Raw genomic sequence first — 20,758 nt, 5'->3', positions numbered from 1 at the left:
CCGCGCCCCACGATCTTCCTGAACCACCCGCCGCCGCCGCGCCTCTGGTGGTAAGCGACGGCAAGCGCCGCACCCTCGCATTCACACCCGACGACGTGCAAAGCGAGATGCTGCTGGCGCGGCCCGACGCTCTCGTTCTCGATTACACCCGCGCCATGATGTGCTTTGCGCTGTTCGCGCCGCGCCCGCGCCACATCGTGATGGTGGGCCTGGGCGGCGGCTCGCTCGCCAAGTTCTGCTACCGCCACTTTCCCCAGGCCCGCATCACGGTGCTCGAGATCCGTGCCGACGTGATCGCGCTGCGCGACCTGTTCTGCGTGCCGCCGGACGATGCGCGCCTACGGGTGCTGCATTGCGACGCGGCCGATTATCTGGCGCGCACACCGGGCAACGCTGATGTGCTGCTGGTCGATGGCTTCGACCGGGGCGGCTTGCCGCCGGCGCTGGCCAGCCGCGCGTTCTACGACGCCGGCCGCCGCGCGCTGCGGCCTGGCGGCGTATTAGTGGCCAATATCTTCACCTACGATCCCGATTATGTGTCTTTCTTACAACGGCTGCGGGATGCCTTCGAGGGGCATGTGGTCTGGTTTCGGGACATCGCCGGCAACAACCGGATTCTGTTCGCCGTGCGCCCCGGCACAACGCCTTTACGCGGAGAACGCCTGCTGGGACGCCTCGCACGGCGCGGCCGGGACCGCAGCGGCATCGGCTTCGGCTGGGCCAACCGGCTGCTTGCGCGGGGTGTGGTGGCCTGGCTGGCGTGGCGCCGGGGCTAACACGGTTTTACCCACGACGGGCAGATTGTCCCTCACAATACGATAAGTTTGCGGCGCCAGCCTCTTGTATGACACACTGGCGCGCATTCATGCTCGTCGGCAAGAACCGTCTGCCACGTGTGCTCCTGACTCATTTGTACGGATTGACCTGGACCTTTCGATAACATGCCGCGCCGACTGCCCCGTTCACTGACTCTCGCGGCAGCCCTCACGCTCGGGGGCGGCATGGCCGCTTCCATCGGCCTGTTCATCGGTGTCAGCCACCTCGAATATGACAATATGGCGCTCGCCTTCGGCCAGCGCGCCGACCAGCGCGTGGCGGCGGTGCGCCAGGGCATGGGCCAGGCGTTTGAAGTCCTGGCCGTCACCAACCAGCTGTTTTCCAGGGGCGAGCCCGTCAGCCGCGAACGGTTTGCCGACTTCACGTCGGCCCTGCTGGAGCGCCACCGCTTTATTCAGGCGTTCAATTTCCACCGCGTCGTGCCGGGCAATGAACGCGCGTTCATCGAAGCCGAGCTGCAGCATGTGCGGCCCGGCACGATCCTGACCGAGATGACGCCGGGTGGCCAGGTGCCCGCGCCGCTGCGCACCCGCTATCACGTCATCGAATACGTCGAACCGATGGCCGGCAACGAAGCGGCCCTGGGCCTGAACCTGTCCCACAACGCCGCCGTCATGGACGCACTCGAGCTGGCGCGCAGCACGGGCCAGCCGGCCGCCAGCAGCCTGTTCGCGCTGGCCCAGGCGCCGACAAGTCAGGCCAGCTTCGATCTGGTGCAGCCGGTAGTCGACAAGCAGGGCGTCATGCGGGGCAACACGGCCGTCGTCCTGCGGGGCAAGGAACTGGTGCGCGAATCGCTTGCCGCGGCCGGCCTGCTCGATGGCAGCGACATCTTCGTGTCGGTGTATGCGAGCGACCATGCCGATCCTGCCGCCCTGCTGTTCTCGAACGGCCCAACGTCCAGCGCCTCGCGCCACGAATTTGCCGGCTGGCTGCGCCCCGACCACGGCATGCAGAACACCATCCTGCACGCGGGCGGCCGGGCCTGGCGCGTTGAGGTCGCCGCGGCGCCCCGGCCGTTTCTGGCCGATCATCTCGCCTCGCTGTCGCTGCTGTTCGGGGGCATCCTCGTCACGCTGATGGGCGCCGCCTTTGTGCAATCGGCCGGCGAGCGGGCGCGCAAGGTCCAGCAACTGGTGCGCCAGCGCACGTCGGAGCTGCGCCGCAGCAACCGCCAGCTGATCGACGACATGATTGCGCGCGAGCGCGCCGAAAAAGCGCTGCTGCACAGCGAGCAGCGTTTCCGCCAGCTGGTGTCGATGTCGTCGGACTGGTACTGGGAACAGGATGCCGAGCTGCGCTTCACGATGATCACCGGCGGCTTCACCGAAAAATCGGGCGTCGCCGTGCAAGGCCTGATCGGCAAGACGCGCTGGGAATACGTGCCCGGCCTGCTCGACAGCGAAAGCGGCCGTACCCACCTGGCCAAGATGCAGGCGCGCGAAGCGTTCAACAACCTCGAGTACCAGATCGTCGATGACGACGGCAATGCGCGCTGGTTCTGCGTGAATGGCGAACCCGTGTTCGACGAGACGGGTGCACTCACCGGCTACCGCGGTACCGGCAGCGACATCACCGAGCGCAAGCTGACCGAGCAGCGCGTGCACCACGTGGCCCAGCATGACGTGCTCACCGGCCTGCCCAACCGCTCGCTGCTGCAGGACCGCCTGAGCCAGTCGATCGCGTTTGCCAGCCGCAGCGAGCGACCGGTGTGGGTCATGCTGATCGACCTGGACCGCTTCAAGTTCGTCAACGACAGCATGGGCCACAAGGCCGGCGACGTGCTGCTGGTGACCGTGGCGGCGCGCCTGCGCGCGGCGCTGCGCGATGCCGATACCGTGGCGCGCCTGTCGGGCGATGAGTTCGTCGTGATCCTCAACGAGCATGCCGACGAGCCGCTCTCCCCTGCCGTCGTGCAGCGGATCATGGATGCCGTTGCCCAGCCGGTCATGCTCGGCAACAAGGAATTCTTCGTGACCTGCTCGGTGGGCGTGGCTGTGTTCCCGACCGAAGGCACGCTGAGCGAAAACCTGATCGAGCACGCCGACATCGCGATGTACCGCGCCAAGAAGCTGGGGCGCAACAACTTCCAGTTCTTCACGCCGAGCATGAACGACGAGGCGATGGAACGGGTGCGCATCGAAGGCGCGCTGCGCAATGCGCTCGAACGCGACGAATTCGTGCTGCATTACCAGCCGCAGGTGGACATGAAGACGGGGCAGATCGTCGGCATGGAAGCACTGATCCGCTGGAACCATCCCGAACTGGGCATGGTGCCACCGGGGCGCTTTGTCGGCGTGGCCGAAGAGACCGGCCTGATCGTCCCGATCGGCGCCTGGGTTATGCGCACCGCCTGTGCGCAGAACAAGGCCTGGCAGGTTGCCGGCTACCCCCGCCTGCGGGTGGCAGTGAACCTGTCGGCGCGCCAGTTCGGCGCGGCCAACCTGATGGCCAGCCTGGAAGCGACACTGCAAGAGACCGGGCTCGATGCAGCCTGCCTGGAGATCGAGCTGACCGAAAGCCTGTTCATGAGCGACGTCACGCCGGCGGTGGAGTTACTGCACAGGATGAAGGCGCTCGGGGTCAATCTGTCCATCGACGACTTCGGCACCGGCTATTCGAGCTTCTCGTACCTGTCGCGTTTCCCGATCGACGTGCTCAAAATCGACCGCTCGTTCGTGGCCGACATCACGCACGACGCCAACGATGCCGCCATCGTCACGTCCATCATCGCGCTGGCCCACAACCTGAAGCTGGCCGTGATCGCCGAAGGCGTCGAGACGCTCGCGCAGCTCGACTACCTGCGCAGCCACGGCTGCGATGAAATGCAGGGCTATTACTTCAGCAAGCCGGTGCCGGCTGATCAATTCGAGGCACTGCTGGCCGAAGGCCGCTGCCTGCCAGCGCCAGCGCCTCCACCAGCGCCATCACCAGCGCCCGAGACCCTACCCGCCTAGCGTACGATCAGTTGCATGGCCGCCACGCGTGGTGGGACGACGCCGTCTCATTACTTAGCCGGCAAAACATTTGTATAGCTAAATAAACATTATTGGTCGTACAATCATCGGGCCAATGGCACAACCCCGAGACCTGGACCCCACAATGAACATGAATGACATGCCCGACCTGGCCATGACACCCAATACGACCACCACGCGCCACCAGCGCGTCGATGGCCGCACGTCCGATCTGGTCAACCAGGCGATCGCCTCGATTCCGACCCTCGGCCTGCAGCGCGCAGCGGAATTTCTCGCGACGATGAATGTACCGGCCGAAGTGGCCGTGCGGGCGCTGGTCTATCCGGCCCGCCGCCGCGCGCACTAAGCAGGCGCAATGCTGCAGCCGACTGCAGCTGAAAACACAGAAACAGTTGAGCAGGCAATACAGCGGCCGTCCGCGATGGACGGCCGGCGCGGTCAGCGGCGCTCTTCGTTCAGGGCGATATCGGCCAGCGATTCGCGGCCCTTGTCGCTCAGGCCATGGCCACCGCCTTCGAGCGGCACGATATGCGATTTGCGGTTCAGAAAACGCAGCACGTCGTCGTCAAGCACCACCTGCGGATCGGCCGCCAGGGCGCGCAGGCCCGTGACGCAGCGGCGCAGGAACAGCACTTCTTCACCCTTGTCCGTCAGCGTCAGCCGCTTGTCACGGCCGTAGGACATCAGCTTGATGCCACACAGGCGCTTCGAATTGCGCCCGACACAGGCACTGGCCATCTCTTGTTTACCGCCGCGCCGCACCATGTCGAGTGCGTCGTATTCGTCCGTCGTGAGCTTTTCGTTTTTCATTACCGCGTTTCGTTGACCAAAGGGCGCATGGTACGCGTCGCAGCGCGCCGGGGCAACCTTCAGCGCAGCGAACGCAGGATCAGCCAGCCCAGTCCGGCGCTGGCCAGTACGCCCAGCACGAGCGCGAGCTGCACGCTACGCGAGCCCAGCACCGAGCTGCGCCCCAGATAAATCTTGTTGTACAACGTCGAGCCCATGATCTCCTCCTGTTTTTCATGTTATCGACATTATAGAAAGCCCATTGTTGCCGTTCTGTGACAGGAAGCACACGTGCCCTGTACACGGACGAAAAAGCAACAGTTTTCACCATGGCCTGCCGCGCGACATGGCTACACCGGGGCTGTTAGGATCGTACAACATTGATAACGCTATTGGAGCCCAGCATGAATGACACACCCAACAACGTCGACCCGAAAAACAAGGATCGCGCCATTTTTGATGAAGCCGACATCGGCAGCGGCGAACGCTCGCCCGGTCAGCACGACACCGAACAAATGATTCGCGAGATTCCGGGACTGCCGCCGGCAGGCAGCGATGACAAGCAAGAAGACAAGGAAGGTCAGCGCCAGGGACCTGGCGCTTGATCAAGTAAGATTAGTTCAGTGGGCCCGGATCGGTGGTTCGGGCATGCTCGGCTCTTCGACCGGGGCATTGACAGGATCGGGCACGTCATCCGGCACCGGTGGCTGCGTCGGCGGCGCCAATGGGTCGTTCGGCGCATCCGGATCGGGTGTCGTGTGCGCATGCAGAATGATCGGTTCGCGCGAGGCGTTGTTGGCATGGAATTGAATCATGGTCGCCTTTCGGTAAGTGATGGAGTCATGGGCAGACTAGCATGGCTGTCACCCCGGGGCCGTACGATTGCCCCGCAGCCGTCAGCCTTCACTGCCGCATGCTGCTGCGGCGTGGCGACTCGGCTATAGTGATGTTTTCAACACCTTCACCGCCCCGCCATGCGCTTTTCCAGCCTGCTGTTTGCCCTCGCGCTTGGCGCCGCCTCGAGCGCCCACGCCGCCCCGATGAAACTCGACGACTACCTGGCCCTGCGCGGCCCTGCCCCGACCACCAAACTTGCCTATGGCCCCGCGCCGTCCCAGTACGCGGAACTGTTCGTGCCGCCCGGTGCCGGCCCGTTCCCCGTGGCAGTGCTCGTGCACGGCGGCTGCTGGAACAGCAAGTTCGGCGGCATTACCCAGTTTCGCAATATGGCCGGCGCGCTGGCCGCACGCGGCATCGCGGTCTGGAACGTCGAATACCGGCGCATCGATGAACCGGGCGGCGGCTATCCCGGCATGTACCTCGACATGCACGCCGCGCTCGACCTGCTGGCAGCGCATGCACCCGCGCACAAGCTCGACCTGGCCCGCATCGTCGCTGTCGGCCATTCTGCCGGCGGTCAATTGGTGCAATGGATCGCGGGCCGCGCGCGCATCCCGGCCGGCAGCCCGCTGCACCATGCCAATCCACTCAAGATCGACCGTATCGTGAGCCTGGGCGGCCTGGCCGACCTGCGCCACGAAGCGGCGCTGATCAAATCGAGTTGCGACCGCGATCTCACGCAGCTGGCCGGCACCCCAAGCGCTGCGCGGCCCGATGTGCTGGTCGATACCAATGCCGCCGACCTGATGCCCAATGGCAGCCGCACTTGGCTCGTGACGGGCGCGCTCGACACGATCTCGCCGCCGCGCGTGGCGCACGACTACGCGGCGCGCGCAGCCAAGCTGGGGGATGTGGCAGACGTCGTGATCCTGCCAGAGGCCAGCCATTACGATGAGGTCGCAACGAGTTCGCCGGCGTGGCCAACGGTGCTGAACGTGATCGAGGGAGCACTGGGCTTGAGTACAGAAACGCCGTAGGACAGGCGGTGCGCGTCGCCGGGAGGCGACGCGGTGATGCAGGTTCAAGCTGAGGTTATTGCGTGTGCTTTACTGCTGGTTTACTGCGGTCTTTACTGCTGGCGCGACTTTTCTTCTTTCTTGACCTTCTTGGCTTCCTTCTTTTCCTTCATGGTCTTGGCCGGTTCCTTCTTGGTCGTCTTCTTTGCATCCTGACTTTTGCTCATGGTGGTGCTCCATTCGTGGTGGTTGCTGCGGATGTCATCAGAACGTGCCGGACAGCGCGTCGGGCATCATGCGGATAGTACCACCATGCTAATCGCGCCCGGTAGCGATGCGCCGCGCCAGCGGGACGTCCAGCACCAGATCGTCGCGCGCCAGCGCCACGCAGGGCAGGATGTCGCCATCCCGCCGCTCATCGGCCGACAGGCCGGGCCACTCCACCGTGTACGCCACCTTGCCGGCGCGCAGACGGCACAGGCAGGTGCGGCAGGTTCCGTTGCGGCATGAGCTGGGCAGTTCGATGCCGGCAGCCTCGAGTGCGTGAAGCACGGTCGTGGCCGCGCCAACAACGACGCTGACGCCAAGCGGCATGACGGTAACGGTGTAGATAGGCTGATCCATAGTGCAATTGTAGCCTCAATGAAACAGTTGACCGGTTGTGAGTACGCTGACGCACAGACCCGGACGATGCATTTCACTACTCTACAGTTTTCCAGAAGCAAACCCGGAGACCGCATGAACAAGATAACCGCCCTGACCCTGATCGCCGCCCTTGGAGGCACGCTGACCCACGCCATCGCGCAACAGCCTGCCCCGCTGCCGCCAGCCGCCCAACCGGCGACGACAGCCCAGAATACGACGATGTCGACGGCGGTGACCGCTGCGCCGGGCGCTGTGCAGGATCCGGCCATTGCCGAGCAGGCAGAATTCGAAAAACTGCTGCGCGCCCAGGTGCTGCTCGAACGCGCCTACCTGTCGCCAGGCGAACTGGACGGTGCTTATGGCTCGAACATGCGTCAGGCCCTGAATACGTTCCAGGCCGTGCGCAAGCTGCCGGTCACCGGCAAGCTCGATGACGCGACCTGGAATGCCCTCGCCACCGACACCACGCCAACGCTGGCCGAATACGCGCTGATCGCCGAAGACGTCGAAGGCCCGTTCCAGCCAGTGCCCGACACGATGATGGAAAAGGCCAAGCTGGCTCAGCTGGGCTACGCCAACGTGCTCGAAGGCCTGGGCGAAAAATTCCACGCCAGCCCGGAACTGCTGCAGCGCCTCAATCCTGGCAAGACCTTTGCCCGCGCGGGCGAACGCATCATGGTGCCGAACGTGAGCGGCAAGGAACCACTGGCCCAGGCGACCAAGGTCGTCGTGCGCGATGGCGCCAAGACGCTGCAACTGTTTGACGCATCGGGCCGCCTGCTGGCCCAGTATCCGGCCTCGACCGGCAGCAGCCGCGATCCGCTGCCGATCGGCACCTGGAAAATCGAGGGCGTGCACGCCAATCCGGTCTATAACTACAACCCGAAACTGTTCTGGGACGCCAAGCCGGGCGACAAGGCAACCCCTGTCAAGCCAGGCCCGAACAACCCGGTCGGCGTGATGTGGATCGACCTGTCCAAGCCGCACTACGGCATCCACGGCACGCCAGTGCCGGGCCACGTGGGCAAGACCGAATCGCACGGCTGCATCCGCCTGACCAACTGGAGCGCCGCTGAAGTGGGCGCCGCCGTGTCGGCTGGCACCGAAGTGATCCTGCAAAAATAACGCGCGCCCCAGGCACACACGCGGCGCCCGTGGCGCCGCACGGAGAACAAGATGAAATGGTTGATCACGTTTGTCCTTGGCGTGCTGGTCGGCGCCGCGATCCTGTTCGTGGCATTGCAGGAGGTGCCTGACAAGCCGGCGACCGAGGTTGCAGCGACGGCGACGGTGCCGGCAGCACCCGGCATTCCGGCATCGCAGATCGAGGGCCAGCTGCCGCCGGCGCCGGTCGTCGTGCCGAATCTGGAAGATGCCGACCTGCCACTGCGTCCGACGCCTGACGCCAATGCCGCGGCAGGTTCGGCTGCCCCGACGACGATGCCGGGCAAGCTGCTGGTGCCGGTGCAAGGCATCAAGTCGGCCCAGCTGACCGATACCTTCTACCAGCCACGCGGTGAGCAGCGCCAGCACGAGGCGCTTGACATCATGGCCCCGACCGGCACGCCCGTCGTCGCCGTGGCCGATGGCAAGGTCGCCAAGCTGTTTCACAGCAAGCCGGGTGGCCTGACTGTGTATCAGTTCGATCCAACCGGCCAGTTCGCGTATTACTACGCCCACCTGGACCGCTACGCCGACGGCATCGCCGAAGGCATGGAGGTCAAGCGCGGCACGTTGATCGGTTATGTCGGCGTGACCGGCAATTCCGATCCGAACGCACCGCACCTGCACTTCGCCGTCGTCGCCCTGACGCCGGAGAAGCAGTGGTGGAAAGGCACGCCGCTCAATCCGTTTCCACTGATGAGCGATCAGTAATTACTGCAGTGAGCACTGCAGTGACCGCTGCGGCGGCCGGTCCGGCAACGGACGCGGTCGCCAGTTCGTCGATGTCAGCCCCGACATTGATTGCTGCATAGGCGCGCGTGACCGCCACCACTTCGCGGCTGCCCGTCCCGTACAACTCCCCCGCCGACTCGATCATCTTCGCCCGCGCATCGGCATAATTGGTGCTGGCCGTGAACTTGGTCGTGTTCGCACGGAACCAGATCCGGAACGCCTTGTCGATGCCAATACCCGTCATCGCCAGCGGGCGCCGCTTCAGGTAGCTGCTCCACGCATCGTTCGTCTTGTCGGCTGCTGAACCCCGCGCCAGGAAATAAAACATCCGGTTGTTCGGGCCGCTGCTGTAATGCACGTCCAGGCGCTTGAGGCTGGTGCTCCAGGCGTCGCGGCTGCTGCCATCCTTGCTCGGCTTGATCATCCAGCGCAGCGGCTTGCCGTCGCGGGCAATCTCGCTGCCCAGCATCCAGTCGTTGCCCAGTTCGGGCACGACGTCTCCCTTGCCGCCGGCGCGCGCATACGCTTCGACGACTTCGCCGGCGATGTCCGAACTCGACTCGTTCAGCCCGCCCGATTCGCCCGTGTAGACCAGGTTCGATGTGGCGGCCGTGACGCCGTGCCCCATTTCGTGGCCGATCACGTCGATCGCCGCCAGGTTCGTGAAGAAGGTGCCATCGCCAATGAACATGCAGTGACAGGTGTCGCTGTAGTAGGCGTTGTCGTAGCCGCGATTGACATGCACGGCAATGTGCGACGCCGTATCCTGGCCGTCGAGCGCGCGCCAGCCCAGCACGTTCAGGTGCAGGTCATACGTATTCATCAAGCCCCACATGGCGTTGACAGCGGCGGTCTGGCCGTTGGCGCCTGTCGTGCTGGCGCCTTCGACGAACTGCTTGCCGTCGCCCCAGGTGTTGCTGCTGTTGGTGTAGACGCGCCCGCTCGTGGTGCCGTGGTTGGCGTTGGTGATTGCCATCGCACCGAACGAACCGCCCTTGCCGCGCTGCGGGTCGAGCAATTGGTACACATTGCCATTGAATGTCGTGCTGAGCGGTACGTTGCCGCTGTACTGGCTCTGACCGACACCTTCGACCGTTTGCAGCGTGTTCCAGCGGTCGATGGTATCGCCCGTGCGTGCGTCGACAATGACGTCGTAGAAGATCGGCTGCTCGCCGCTGCGCATGCGCACGCGCACGTGCCAGGCCAGCGCGTAGCGGTCGACTGTTTCGACCAGGTCGAGCGCATTGAGTTCACTATCCGGTTTGGCGACAGCGCCAGGTGTGCGCTCGTCGCGCATCACGGGATAGATCACCAGCTCGGCAGTAGGAAGCTTGACGTTGACGGCGCGGGACGGACTGCCCTTGAGGGCGGCGCTGATGGCCGCCTTGCGCTTGATGACTGGTGTGGTGTCGAAGCCGGTGGTGACGGGGCTCAGCGCCCCGGCCGCGCCGCGCCCCAGCTGCAGGCGGCGGGGCGAGGCGCTTTCGGAGACGATCTGCTGGCGCGCATCGAGCACGACCACCGACTCGGAGCCGAAGATGCGCACGCCCTTGTACAGGTGCGCCGCTCGCACCACGTGCGTGCCCTGCACGCCGGGGTGCTGCGCGACGACGCGGTAGCCATGATCGGCATCAAGGCCGATCGCCGGCCGGCGCGCTGTCAGCTGGCTGATGACCTGCGTCTGCGCCTGCGTGTCCAACTTCAGTGGCGCGCTCATCATCGGCGCGCCGTGGACGCCGGGTGCCAGCGCGATGGCGGCACCCAGTAGAACTGCCCTGAACAACGGTTGAGAAATCATCTCGGCTCCATCCAGTATGCCGGGCCAGGTGGCGCCGGTCATCGACCATGATGGACGTGCAAATAAACGAGTATTTGCTTGAGAACAATATCTCCTACCTACGGCGCTTCATCAGATACACCGCCGTGCCAACAACAGCCACACCCAGCGCAACCTTCTTCGCCAGGCCCGCCTTGTTGTGCTGGAACTCGGCCTTGATGCCCATCTCGGCCAGCACGTTCGGGATCTTGCCGCTGGCAAGATCGTCGCCGATGCCTTCGACCATGTTCACGCGGTCGGCCACCAGCAACAGCAGCCAGTGGCGCACATCGTTCTCGGTCAGCTTGAAGGCCTGGCGCCGGATCATGCCAGAGAGCCCGGATGGTGGCTGAACCGTGCCGAACAGCGGCGTGCGGCCCGGCCGCTCGGTGGAGACGAGCACCTCGACGCGTTCCTCCTGCGGCACAGGATCGCCGTCCGGCACGTTGATGAAGCGCGGCGGCGTGCGTTCCATTGGCACGCCAGGCCGGTCTTTGCGGTCGAGGTCGGCGCCCCAGCCCTGGATGTGCGCCAGTTGCGCGCGGGTGGGGCGGCGTGGCGCAATCGCGCCGTGGACGTGGCCGACGTGGCCATCGTTGTCGTGTTCGCCTGGTGCGTGATCGCCGTCGTGCTGGTCGTTGGCGCTCACGATGTCGTTACGTGTCTGCATAATGTGTCCTCGTATTGATCTGCATTAGTGATCTGCATGTCGGTTACGCTGCGATGCTGGCCTTGACGGCGCGTACTTCGTTCGCGCGCGGCGGAATCAGGATCGTCTTGATGCAGTTGTCGAGCTTGCTCGAGAAGATGTGATACGCATCCGACACTTCTTCCAGCGGCACGCGGTGCGTGATGATGGCTTTCGGATCGATGCGGCCGGCGCGGATGTGCTCGATCAAGCGTGGCAGATGGCGACGCACGCTGGCCTGGTTCATGCGCAGTGTCAAGCCCTTGTTCAGCGCATTGCCGATCGGGACTGCATTGAAGGTTGGCCCGTACACGCCGACGATCGACACGTTGCCGCCCTTGCGCACCGAGTTGATGCACCAGTGCAGCACGGTCGCCGCGCCAGCCTGCATCATCGTGTAGACACCCGTGATGGTCTGCATCGTGTTGCCCGCTGCTTCGCAGCCGACCGCGTCGATGCAGACGTCGGCGCCCATCCAGTCGGTCATTTTCTTGATGTGCAGCGCCATGTCGCGCACTTCCTTGAAGTTCACGACTTCGCACTGCGCGTAGTTCTTGACGAATTCGAGGCGGTATTCGATCTCGTCGACGACGATCACGCGGCCCGCGCCCATCAGCCAGGCCGACTTGGCGGCGAAGATGCCGACCGGGCCCGCGCCGAACACGACAACCGTGTCGCCTTCCTTGATGTCGCCCATTTCGGCAGCCTGGTAACCGGTGGGCAGCGCGTCGGTGAGCAGCACGGCGTCATCGTCGTGGATGTCTTCCGGGATGATCATCGGGCCGACGTCGGCCATCGGCACGCGCACGTACTCGGCCTGGCCGCCGTCGTAGCCGCCGGCCGTGTGCGAGTAGCCATAGATCGCGCCCACGGCGGTTGCTTGCGCATTCGTATTGTGGCAATTGCCGTACAGCTCGTGCTGGCAAAAGAAGCAGGAGCCGCAAAAGACGTTGAACGGCACCAGGACCTTGTCGCCGACTTTCAGCTTGTGCACATCCGATCCGACTTCTTCGACGATGCCGATGAATTCGTGGCCAAAGGTGTGGCCCACGCGGGTATCGGGCACGAGGCCGTGGTACAGGTGCAGGTCGGAACCGCAGATGCAGGCGCGGGTTACGCGCACGATGGCGTCGCCGGGGTGCTCGATGACGGGTTCAGGCTTCTGGTCGGCGCGGACACGGTATGGCCCGCGGTAGTTCATGGCAAGCATAAGCACTCCTTGGCAAATTCAGTGAGGTTATGTCGGCGCGCTCTGAATAGCGTGCTGATCTAACACTAACTTAGGTCAAGTTACCAAGAATTGCCATACGCGCACGGTAACGAACATGCATTTTTACGCGCTTACGACGAATTAATGTCCGCCTTTATACCCGACAGGAAACTTTATCACGCCTTTTATAGATTTTTGGCATCAAAAGTATTGCACGAGGCCACTTCACCACTTTCCAGGCCACGCTCGAACCAACGGACGCGCTGCGCCGATGTGCCGTGCGTGAAGGAGTCTGGCACCACCACACCGCGCGACTGCTTTTGCAGCGCGTCGTCGCCGATGGCGCTGGCTGCGTTCAGAGCGGCTTCGACATCGCCCTGCTCCAGGATCTTCGCACGCTGATCGGTGCGCTTGGCCCAGACACCGGCGAAGCAGTCGGCTTGCAGCTCGAGCTTGACCGACAGGATATTGCCCTGTTTTTCCGACGCGTTCTGCTGGGCCGCATGTACCTTGTCGGAGATCCCGAGCAGGTTCTGGACATGGTGACCGACCTCGTGCGCGATCACGTACGCCTGGGCAAATTCGCCGCCGGCGTTAAAACGCTGCTGCATCGTGCGGAAGAAGTCGAGGTCGATATACACCGATGCATCGGCTGGGCAGTAGAACGGCCCGGTCGCGCTCTGGCCGACACCGCACGAGGTGTTCGTGCGGCCGTCGAACAGCACGAGTTTGGCCGGCTGGTATTGCGCATTCTGTTCGGTGAAGATCTGGGTCCATGCATCTTCGGTGTAGGCCAGCGTGGTGCGCACGAACTTGCTTTCGCGGTCGTCGGCTGGCGCCGCGCGTGGCTGCGACGATTGCTGCACCTGCGGCGCGCCGCCACCCGACAGCAGGCTCAGGATCGTGGCCGGCGAGACGCCCAAAAAGTAGGACCCCACCAGTGCGATGACGATGGTGCCGATGCCGATCGAGCGCCCGCCAATACCGAAGCCACCACCACCTCCCCCGCCACTGTCGCCCCGACGGTCTTCGACATTGCTGCTTTCACGGTCACCATCCCAACGCATATGTTCTCCTGGTCGTTCAGTTGTTGATTCAGCGGCTGTTGCGCTTGAGGTTGGAGGTATCGGCGCGCTCGCGCGCATCCTTGCCGCGCAGGTCATCGACGGGCGCCAGGCCCGCGCGCTGCTCGTCGTTCAGTGCGCGCTCACGGCGCTCGCGGGCGATTTCGCGGTCCATGCGGCCGCGCGGGACGTCGTCCATGTCAAAGCTCTTCATTTTGCGTGTTCTCTCTCGTTGTCGTTGTCGTTTGACTATGTTGATGAGTATGGTTGGTCGCCGTCATCCGGTATGTTCGAGTGATCACATAATGCATCAAATTCCATCGGCATATGACCCGATTCGTGCGCGCTGCTCCGCGCGATTCATGCGATCCTTGCGCCATGACACCTATCCAAGCCACTGCCCTGCTCACCCTTGGCACGACCCTGCGCCAGGCCGGTTACCGCTTCATGACGGTCACACCGTCGACACACCGGCGCATCAACGGTCGGCCCGGCAACGAACAGGCGCGCGACCTGCGCGACGTGTTCGGCTGGAGCCGGCCGTTTGCCCCCGCCGTGCTGCCGCCCGGCATGCTCGAACTGATGGCGGATGCCGGCGTACTGGCTGGCGAAGGCGACGCGCTGCGCTCGACCGTGCGCGCCTCGACGCTGGACGACCTGCTGTTGTTTCATTCGGCCTTTCCGACGCACGATGACGATGCGGTGTTCTTCGGGCCGGACACCTACCGCTTTATCGGCGCCATGCGGCGCGCATTCGCGTCGGCCGCCCCCGCGCCCATGCGCGCGATCGATGTCGGCTGCGGCAGTGGTGCCGGTGCGCTGACGATCGCGCGTGCCTTCCCGGCTGCCGAGGTCATCGGCGCCGATGTCAACATGGCCGCACTGGCGCTGTCCCGGGTGAATGCACAACTGAACGACGTGACGAAATTCACGGCCTGCGAAAGCGATCTGTTCAATGGTGTGGCGGGCGAGGTCGACCTGATCGTGTCGAATCCGCCGTTCGTTCTCGATCCGGACGCTCGCCGCTACCGCCACGGTGGCGGTGAACGTGGCGCCGAGCTGTCGCGCCGCATCGTCGAAGAAGGCCTGCCGCGCCTGCGCTCCGGCGGGCGGCTGCTGCTGTACACGGGCGTCGCGATCACGGGGGACAGTGACCATTTCCTCGAGAGCCTGCGCGCGCAGCTGGATGCGCAATGCGCATCGTGGTCGTACGAAGAGCTCGACCCCGACATCTTCGGCGGGCAGCTCGGCGAGCCCGGGTACGAAGAAGTCGAGCGGATTGCCGCAGTATGGTTGCAGGCGCGCAAGCGCTGAAAAGCCGCCGTAGGGTGGGCGGGTTTCCCGCCCACGCGTTTAACGTACCGTTGCGCCGTCGCACCGCGGAGCGAAGTCCGTTTGAACGCGTGGACGGGGACCCGTCCACCCTACGAGTTAGCAAGCCGCGGAATGAAAAAAGCCACCTTGCGGTGGCTTTTTTTTTGCTACTTGGCGGAGAGGGTGGGATTCGCCTACATGCCGCAGGCCGCGCCATCGCGAGTACGCGCTGGCCTTCTCATCCCACACGCAGGGCGCGCAGGCGCCCTGCTCCTCTGACACGCCGCGGAATGAAAAAAGCCACCTTGCGGTGGCTTTTTTTTGCTACTTGGCGGAGAGGGTGGGATTCGCCTACATGCCGCAGGCCGCGCCATCGCGAGTACGCGCTGGCCTTCTCATCCCACACGCAGGGCGCGCAGGCGCCCTGCTCCTCTGACACGCCGCGGAATGAAAAAAGCCACCTTGCGGTGGCTTTTTTTTGCTACTTGGCGGAGAGGGTGGGATTCGAACCCACGGTACGCTCGCGCGTACGCCTGATTTCGAGTCAGGTACATTCGACCACTCTGCCACCTCTCCAGATTCGGTCGTCTCGCATCGCTGCGAGAGGCCGCATTATACCGACAGCTTGGCGAATCTTGCAAGTAATGCCGTGCAACTTATTCTCATGGTGGCGACTTGCTGTCCAGGTTAGCTCATGCACGGATGGCCAGGGCGGTGATCGCCGGGCCGGCGAGACTGAAATCGAAGACGATACGCGCAGGGCTGCCGGGGAAGTTTCCCGTGACTTCGGCCTGGACGATACAACCGGGCGGCGTCATTTCGCACGATACCGGATGCGCTATCGCGCCGTAGCGGGCGCTGGTCGCGCGCTTCCAGGCGTGGATCGCGTCGTGCCCGCGATACGCGTGCCCCTCGTCGCGAACCTCGGCATCCTGGCTGAAGCACGCTGCCACCGCATCGGCGTCGTGTGCATTCGCGCGCAGAAAGTAGTCTGCGACCGGGGCGGGCATTGGGATTGTCATGGTATCTCCTGAAGGTCGATGGAAGTCCCCATCGTGCCAGCCCCGATTGCCTGGCGATACACATAGTTAGCCGATAGACTATCAACTCCAAGTTCATGATCGCGGCGATGAAACATACTTCCCTGGACGCCATCCGCATCTTTCTGGCCGTTGCCGAGATGAAGAGTTTTACCGCCGCCGCCATCCGCATCGGCGTGACACCTGCCGCCGCCAGCAAGGCCGTGAAACTGCTCGAAGCGCAGCACGGCGTCATCCTTCTGACGCGCAATACGCGCCGGGTCATGCTGACCGAGACGGGCAGCGCGCTGTACGCCGACCTGCTGGCGGCGACGTGCCAGATCGACGACGCCTTTTCGAGCCTGGCGCGCTTTCGGGACAAGCCGGCCGGCACCCTGCGGCTGACGGTCCCGCGCGCCCTGGGCGCGCTGGTGCTCAAGATATTGGCGCCGCAGTTCCGCCAGGCGCATCCCGACGTGGCGCTCGACATTTCGCTCGACGACGGCGAGGTCGATTTGCTGGAACGGGGGTACGATGCGGGCATTCGTCTCGGCCAGTCGGTCGCGCAAGGCATGGTGGCGGTGCGGTTGACGCCCGACCTGCGCTGGTCGGTCGTCGGCGCCCCTGTCTACTTCGCCGATGCCGGCCGGCCGCGTATACCGGAAGACCTCGTGCGCCACGCGACGATCCGCTACCGCTTCCACACCTCGAACATGCTGGCGCGCTGGCAGTTCACGCGCGATGGCGGCGCGTTTCACGTCGAGACCGGCCACACGCTCGTGGTCAACGACACGGGCCTGATTGCCGACTTTGCCCGCTCGGGCCTGGGCCTGGCCTACCTGCCCGACATCGAGATCGCGCACGACCTCGCCAACGGCCAGCTCGAACAGGTCCTTGCACCGTTCGTGCCGAACACGTCAGGCCTCTACCTGTACTTCGCCGCGAAAGCGCAAGGCCAGCCCAAGCTGCGTGCCTTCATCGACATGGCCACCGCGCTGCGCGACGCCGCCGCCTGATCGTCCGCTGTACATGCAATGCCGCGTTTACACGGCATTGACAGGTGCGCCCTGCTCTTTTGCCCTGTTTTTACAGCCGGATCGCTACGCTGGGCAGATCGAATCTGTTCAGGAAGCCAGCCATGATCATCGCCATCGTCAATCAACACAGCAGCCCTGAGCGCACGGTCGTGGCGCGCAACCTGGCGGTGCTGCGTGCGCGTGCGGGGCGTCGCGTATGCCTGATGACCACCGCAGGGAATGGCAACAGCCACTGGTCAGAGGAACGCAACCAGGCCGGCGTGCAGCCGTGGATCGAAACCCACCAGGTGGGCAGCCGCGCGATCAAGATGCGCCTGGCGGCGCTGCGCCCGTTGTTCGACGACATCCTGATCGACGCCGGCACGCGCGATACCGACAGCTGCCGCTGCGTGCTGGCCGAGAGCCGGCTGGTGGTGGTGCCGGTGCGCAGCGGCGCGCTCGAGCTTGACCTGCAATACCGCCTGCTGGCGCGCCTGCATGGCGCACGCACGTTCAACCCCGCCATGCGGGTGTTGTTTGTGGCTGTCAGTGGCGCTGCCGGCGCGGGCGTCAGCGAGCGCGCCGCCGTGCTCGCGCACGTGGCGCGGGTCGACGATGCCACACTGGCCGCGACGGTCCTGCATGCGCCGGCTGCGCGCGACTACGGGCCTGGCCGCTGCGTCTCGGACGCTACGACCTGCGATCCCGATGCGGCCGCCGAACTGCGCGCGCTGTACGACGAGGTGTATCCGGCGGCAGCGCCGATGGCATGGGTCGTGCAGGCGCAGATCAGTCGTCAGGAATCGTTGACACACCGGATGTCACGGTAACCGAAGGAGAAATCACGATGAAACACGTTACGCTTCACAGCCCCGCCCTGCGGCGCCAATCGCCGGCCGATCATACGATGCTCGTCTGGCTGCAGGTCGACACGGCATCGGCAACGAGCTTGCGCCAGGCAGTGATCCGCGCGGGTCTGGATGCAGTGCGATTTCTGCGCATCGATGCCTGCCCGAGCGGGTGCACGGTGCGCGCCTTGCTGTGCGTCGAGCGCGACGCCGCCCCGGCACTGCAGGCGCAGCTGTTGCAACGCCTGCCCGGCTGCCAGTGGCACGCCGCGCCACGGCGCCACGCTCAAGCGATATCGAGGCGCTCGTGCGGCGCGAACTCGTGATAGATGTCGGGCTGGTGGGTCGGGATGTATACGCTCAGGCGCTTGCCGCGATGGAAGACGCCGCGCAGGCTGTTGCAGGCCGCCCACGCGTGTTCGTACGAGTCGGCGATGTGCAGTACGGCCCAAGGGCTGTCAGGCGAACCTTCGCGGATCATGTCCACCTGCGTGATGTGAAAGTACGGGGTGAAGCTGTCGATGATGGCGCTTTCACAGGCATCGGCGTGCAGGCCCGACAGGATGACTTTCATGGGTGTTCTCCAGATTCAGGCAAGGGTGGATCGAGCAGTTCGCGCAGGTCATACGCATGACGCGCGATCATCAGTTCTTCATTGGCGGGCACCAGCCAGACGGCGACCCGGCTCGATGCCAGGCTGATACGGGCCGGGCCGGCCGGCGGCGCGGTGTTCGCGGCCGGGTCGAGCTCGACCCCGAGCCAGGCCGCATCACGGCATACCGCGGTGCGAAGCCGCTCACTGTTCTCGCCGATTCCGCCCGAGAACACCAGCGCATCGAGTCCGCCCAGGCTCGCCGCCAGCGAACCGAGTTCGCGGCCGATGCGGTACACCAGCAGATCGATCGCCAGTTGCGCGCGCGGCTCGCTGCTCGCTTCCAGCACGCGCATGTCGGACGACACGCCGGACACGCCCAGCAAGCCCGACTCGTTGTACATCATGCGCTGCACGCTCTCCACCGTCATGCCCAGTTCTTCGATCAGGTAGATGACCACGCCCGGATCGAGCGCGCCGCAGCGCGTGCCCATCGGCAGGCCGTCGACCGCCGTGAAACCCATCGTGCTGGCCATGCTGCGCCCGCCCCGCATCGCGCACATGCTGGCGCCGTTGCCCAGGTGCGCGGCGACCACGCGCGCGCCGGCCAGCGCCGGATCGCACAGCGGCAGCGTGGCCGCGATGTATTCGTAGGACAGCCCGTGAAAACCGTAGCGGCGGATACCCAGGTCGGTGATCGCCTGCGGTAGCGCGAACGCCTGCGCCAGCGCCGGCTGCGCCGTGTGGAACGCGGTGTCGAAGCAGCCAACCTGCAGCAGGCCGGGGCGCAGCGCCATCAAGGCGCGCACCGGCGCGAGATTGTGCGGCAGGTGCAGCGGCGCAAGCGGAATCAGGCCGGCCAGCCGGTCGAGCAAGGCATCGTCCAGCTGCACCGGTCCGCTGAAGTCGACCCCGCCGTGCACGATGCGGTGACCGCACGCGCACACGCGGTAGCCATCCAGGTGGCTCTCGGCAAAATCGATCAGGTACGCCATCCCGGCCTGATGGTCGAGCGGCGCCGTCCAGGCATGTTCACCGACCGTGTGACCGGCGGCGGCGCGGGCGATGAAGCGCGCGGCGCCCCGATACAGCCCGTCGATCTTGCCCGTGAAGAGCGGCGCCAGATCAGGCAGCGCATGCAGCGAAAACTTGATGCTCGACGAGCCGGCGTTGATGACCGCAATGCAGTCCTGCGTCGCCATCAGCGCCCCGCCACGCTGGCATTGGCGCTGGCGGTCGCGGTAGCCAGCTGATGCCGCGCCAGCAGCACGGCGACGGCGCACGACGCCAGGCGCGCGGCCACCGAATCGGCGCGGCTGGTCAGGATCAGCGGCACGCGGGCGCCGAGGACGATGCCGGCCGCCGCCGCCCCGGCCATGAAGGTCAGGCTCTTGGCCAGCATGTTGCCCGCTTCCAGATCGGGCGCGACGAGCACGTTGGCGCGTCCGGCCACGGGCGAATCGAGCCCCTTGACGGCGGCGGCCTGCGGATCGATCGCATTGTCCATCGCCAGCGGGCCATCGAGGATCGCGCCGGTGATCTGGCCGCGATCGGCCATCTTGCACAGCGCCGCCGCGTCGATCGTCGATGGCATCTTGTCGCTGACCGTTTCCACGGCGGCCAGGATCGCCACGCGTACACCCTCGAAGCGCAGCACGTGCGCCAGGTCGATCGCGTTCTGCACGATGTCGCGCTTCTCGGCCAGCGTCGGGATGATGTTGATGGCGGCGTCGGTGATGATGAGCGGTTCGCTGCGCCCCGGCACGTCCATCACGAAGCAATGGCTCAGGCGACGCGCCGTGCGCAGGCCGGTCGTGGCGGCCACCACCGCGCCCATCAGTTCATCGGTGTGCAGGCTGCCTTTCATCAGCGCGGCGGCCTTCCCTTCGCGCACCAGTTCGACGGCCCGTGCGGCCGAGGCGTGACTGTGCGCCGTGTCGACCAGGCGCAGCGCGCCGATGTCCAGGCCGGCGGCATCGGCCGCAGCGTGAATGCGCGCGGCCGGGCCGACCAGGAGCGGCGTGATCAGGCCGATGCGGGCTGCGTCGAGCGCCGCTTAGAGTGCATAGCGGTCGCACGGGTGCGCCACCGCCACCGTCACCGGGCCGTTGGCGCGGCCGGCCTCGATCAGGCGGTCGTAATACGGATGTGCGGTCGCAACTACTGTCGGCACTGCGGTCATCTATCTCT

Annotated in this window: 23 protein-coding genes, 1 tRNA gene and 1 pseudogene; 11 read left to right on the top strand and 14 right to left on the bottom strand. The window is 65.0% G+C overall.

Annotated elements, in window-relative coordinates; genetic code table 11:
• Positions 1–47: 47 nt before the first annotated feature.
• The 3 genes from ACZ0AJ_RS05670 (at position 48) to ACZ0AJ_RS05660 (ending at position 4,161) form a co-directional block, all read left to right on the top strand.
• Positions 48–776, top strand: coding sequence for a fused MFS/spermidine synthase (locus ACZ0AJ_RS05670; protein ID WP_499454163.1), 729 nt, complete (start codon positions 48–50; stop codon positions 774–776).
• Between the two features lie 165 nt (positions 777–941).
• On the top strand, positions 942–3,794 hold the full coding sequence (locus tag ACZ0AJ_RS05665) for a bifunctional diguanylate cyclase/phosphodiesterase (RefSeq protein ID WP_499453063.1): 2,853 nt from the start codon (positions 942–944) through the stop codon (positions 3,792–3,794).
• Positions 3,795–3,939: 145 nt separating this feature from the next.
• Positions 3,940–4,161 (top strand): hypothetical protein, encoded by a 222-nt coding sequence (locus ACZ0AJ_RS05660; RefSeq protein WP_258837538.1) that lies wholly within the window; start codon positions 3,940–3,942, stop codon positions 4,159–4,161.
• A gap of 92 nt (positions 4,162–4,253) precedes the next feature.
• On the opposite strand, the gene ACZ0AJ_RS05655 is transcribed toward ACZ0AJ_RS05660, so the two are convergent.
• Both ACZ0AJ_RS05655 and ACZ0AJ_RS05650 read right to left on the bottom strand, forming a co-directional pair.
• Positions 4,254–4,625 (bottom strand): hypothetical protein, encoded by a 372-nt coding sequence (locus ACZ0AJ_RS05655; protein WP_499453062.1) that lies wholly within the window; start codon positions 4,623–4,625, stop codon positions 4,254–4,256.
• A gap of 59 nt (positions 4,626–4,684) precedes the next feature.
• Positions 4,685–4,822 carry a hypothetical protein gene (locus ACZ0AJ_RS05650; protein WP_183550962.1) on the bottom strand — a complete coding sequence of 46 codons (138 nt, stop codon included), beginning with the start codon at positions 4,820–4,822 and terminating at the stop codon, positions 4,685–4,687.
• Between the two features lie 186 nt (positions 4,823–5,008).
• On the opposite strand from ACZ0AJ_RS05650, the gene ACZ0AJ_RS05645 reads away from it, so the two are divergent.
• Positions 5,009–5,209, top strand: coding sequence for a hypothetical protein (locus ACZ0AJ_RS05645; protein WP_183550959.1), 201 nt, complete (start codon positions 5,009–5,011; stop codon positions 5,207–5,209).
• 15 nt (positions 5,210–5,224) lie between these two features.
• Here the strand turns inward: ACZ0AJ_RS05645 and ACZ0AJ_RS05640 are convergent, their stop codons facing one another.
• Positions 5,225–5,419 (bottom strand): hypothetical protein, encoded by a 195-nt coding sequence (locus ACZ0AJ_RS05640; protein WP_499453061.1) that lies wholly within the window; start codon positions 5,417–5,419, stop codon positions 5,225–5,227.
• A 159-nt stretch (positions 5,420–5,578) separates the two neighbouring features.
• Between ACZ0AJ_RS05640 and ACZ0AJ_RS05635 the strand changes: the two genes are divergently transcribed.
• Positions 5,579–6,481 (top strand): alpha/beta hydrolase, encoded by a 903-nt coding sequence (locus ACZ0AJ_RS05635; RefSeq protein ID WP_499453060.1) that lies wholly within the window; start codon positions 5,579–5,581, stop codon positions 6,479–6,481.
• Positions 6,482–6,775: 294 nt separating this feature from the next.
• On the opposite strand, the gene ACZ0AJ_RS05630 is transcribed toward ACZ0AJ_RS05635, so the two are convergent.
• On the bottom strand, positions 6,776–7,084 hold the full coding sequence (locus ACZ0AJ_RS05630; protein WP_499453059.1) for a 2Fe-2S iron-sulfur cluster-binding protein: 309 nt from the start codon (positions 7,082–7,084) through the stop codon (positions 6,776–6,778).
• 114 nt (positions 7,085–7,198) lie between these two features.
• On the opposite strand from ACZ0AJ_RS05630, the gene ACZ0AJ_RS05625 reads away from it, so the two are divergent.
• Together ACZ0AJ_RS05625 and ACZ0AJ_RS05620 are read left to right on the top strand one after the other, a co-directional pair.
• Complete coding sequence (locus ACZ0AJ_RS05625) at positions 7,199–8,230, top strand: L,D-transpeptidase family protein (protein ID WP_499453058.1); 1,032 nt, start codon at positions 7,199–7,201, stop codon at positions 8,228–8,230.
• Between the two features lie 51 nt (positions 8,231–8,281).
• Positions 8,282–8,980 (top strand): M23 family metallopeptidase, encoded by a 699-nt coding sequence (locus ACZ0AJ_RS05620; protein ID WP_499453057.1) that lies wholly within the window; start codon positions 8,282–8,284, stop codon positions 8,978–8,980.
• Here ACZ0AJ_RS05620 and ACZ0AJ_RS05615 read toward each other — a convergent pair.
• The 5 genes from ACZ0AJ_RS05615 to ACZ0AJ_RS05595 all read right to left on the bottom strand — a co-directional run bounded on the left by ACZ0AJ_RS05615 (position 8,949) and on the right by ACZ0AJ_RS05595 (position 13,993).
• Positions 8,949–10,799: a M4 family metallopeptidase gene (locus tag ACZ0AJ_RS05615; protein WP_499453056.1), complete on the bottom strand. Its 1,851-nt coding sequence runs from the start codon at positions 10,797–10,799 to the stop codon at positions 8,949–8,951. The genes ACZ0AJ_RS05620 and ACZ0AJ_RS05615 overlap by 32 nt on opposite strands.
• Before the next feature lie 94 nt (positions 10,800–10,893).
• Positions 10,894–11,487, bottom strand: coding sequence for a hypothetical protein (locus ACZ0AJ_RS05610; protein WP_499453055.1), 594 nt, complete (start codon positions 11,485–11,487; stop codon positions 10,894–10,896).
• A gap of 43 nt (positions 11,488–11,530) precedes the next feature.
• Entirely contained in the window at positions 11,531–12,715 is a 1,185-nt protein-coding gene (locus ACZ0AJ_RS05605) for a zinc-dependent alcohol dehydrogenase (RefSeq protein ID WP_499454157.1), read from the bottom strand.
• Between the two features lie 185 nt (positions 12,716–12,900).
• Entirely contained in the window at positions 12,901–13,782 is an 882-nt protein-coding gene (gene ypfJ / locus ACZ0AJ_RS05600) for a KPN_02809 family neutral zinc metallopeptidase (RefSeq protein ID WP_499453054.1), read from the bottom strand.
• A gap of 28 nt (positions 13,783–13,810) precedes the next feature.
• On the bottom strand, positions 13,811–13,993 hold the full coding sequence (locus ACZ0AJ_RS05595) for a hypothetical protein (RefSeq protein ID WP_332529978.1): 183 nt from the start codon (positions 13,991–13,993) through the stop codon (positions 13,811–13,813).
• Positions 13,994–14,157: 164 nt separating this feature from the next.
• On the opposite strand from ACZ0AJ_RS05595, the gene ACZ0AJ_RS05590 reads away from it, so the two are divergent.
• Complete coding sequence (locus ACZ0AJ_RS05590; protein WP_499453053.1) at positions 14,158–15,093, top strand: methyltransferase; 936 nt, start codon at positions 14,158–14,160, stop codon at positions 15,091–15,093.
• A gap of 486 nt (positions 15,094–15,579) precedes the next feature.
• Here ACZ0AJ_RS05590 and ACZ0AJ_RS05585 read toward each other — a convergent pair.
• Positions 15,580–15,669: transfer RNA gene (locus ACZ0AJ_RS05585), tRNA-Ser, on the bottom strand.
• Between the two features lie 116 nt (positions 15,670–15,785).
• The gene (locus ACZ0AJ_RS05580) at positions 15,786–16,115 is read right to left on the bottom strand and encodes a nuclear transport factor 2 family protein (protein WP_499453052.1); all 330 of its coding nucleotides are present in this window, start codon (positions 16,113–16,115) and stop codon (positions 15,786–15,788) included.
• A gap of 107 nt (positions 16,116–16,222) precedes the next feature.
• Here ACZ0AJ_RS05580 and ACZ0AJ_RS05575 point away from each other — a divergent pair, with 107 nt between their 5' ends.
• From ACZ0AJ_RS05575 to ACZ0AJ_RS05565, 3 genes are all read left to right on the top strand, one after another.
• The gene (locus ACZ0AJ_RS05575) at positions 16,223–17,128 is read left to right on the top strand and encodes a LysR family transcriptional regulator (protein WP_499454153.1); all 906 of its coding nucleotides are present in this window, start codon (positions 16,223–16,225) and stop codon (positions 17,126–17,128) included.
• 122 nt (positions 17,129–17,250) lie between these two features.
• Positions 17,251–17,958: a hypothetical protein gene (locus ACZ0AJ_RS05570; RefSeq protein WP_499453051.1), complete on the top strand. Its 708-nt coding sequence runs from the start codon at positions 17,251–17,253 to the stop codon at positions 17,956–17,958.
• Between the two features lie 17 nt (positions 17,959–17,975).
• Positions 17,976–18,302, top strand: coding sequence for a hypothetical protein (locus ACZ0AJ_RS05565; protein WP_499454151.1), 327 nt, complete (start codon positions 17,976–17,978; stop codon positions 18,300–18,302).
• On the opposite strand, the gene ACZ0AJ_RS05560 is transcribed toward ACZ0AJ_RS05565, so the two are convergent.
• The 3 genes and pseudogenes from ACZ0AJ_RS05560 to ACZ0AJ_RS05550 form a co-directional block, all read right to left on the bottom strand.
• Positions 18,263–18,550, bottom strand: a complete 288-nt coding sequence (locus tag ACZ0AJ_RS05560; RefSeq protein WP_258837522.1) for an RNA recognition motif domain-containing protein — start codon at positions 18,548–18,550, stop codon at positions 18,263–18,265. The two genes, ACZ0AJ_RS05565 and ACZ0AJ_RS05560, sit on opposite strands and share 40 nt — an antisense overlap.
• Positions 18,547–19,770, bottom strand: a complete 1,224-nt coding sequence (locus tag ACZ0AJ_RS05555; protein WP_499454148.1) for an acetate/propionate family kinase — start codon at positions 19,768–19,770, stop codon at positions 18,547–18,549. The genes ACZ0AJ_RS05560 and ACZ0AJ_RS05555 overlap by 4 nt, the downstream gene beginning before the upstream one ends.
• Positions 19,770–20,750, bottom strand: a pseudogene (locus ACZ0AJ_RS05550) (phosphate acetyltransferase). The gene ACZ0AJ_RS05555 and the pseudogene ACZ0AJ_RS05550 overlap by 1 nt, the downstream one beginning before the upstream one ends.
• Between the last annotated feature and the right edge of the window lie 8 nt (positions 20,751–20,758).

The sequence above is a fragment of the Telluria sp. AC161 genome (assembly GCF_979258535.1).
This window is presented reverse-complemented; position numbering and strand designations above follow the sequence as displayed.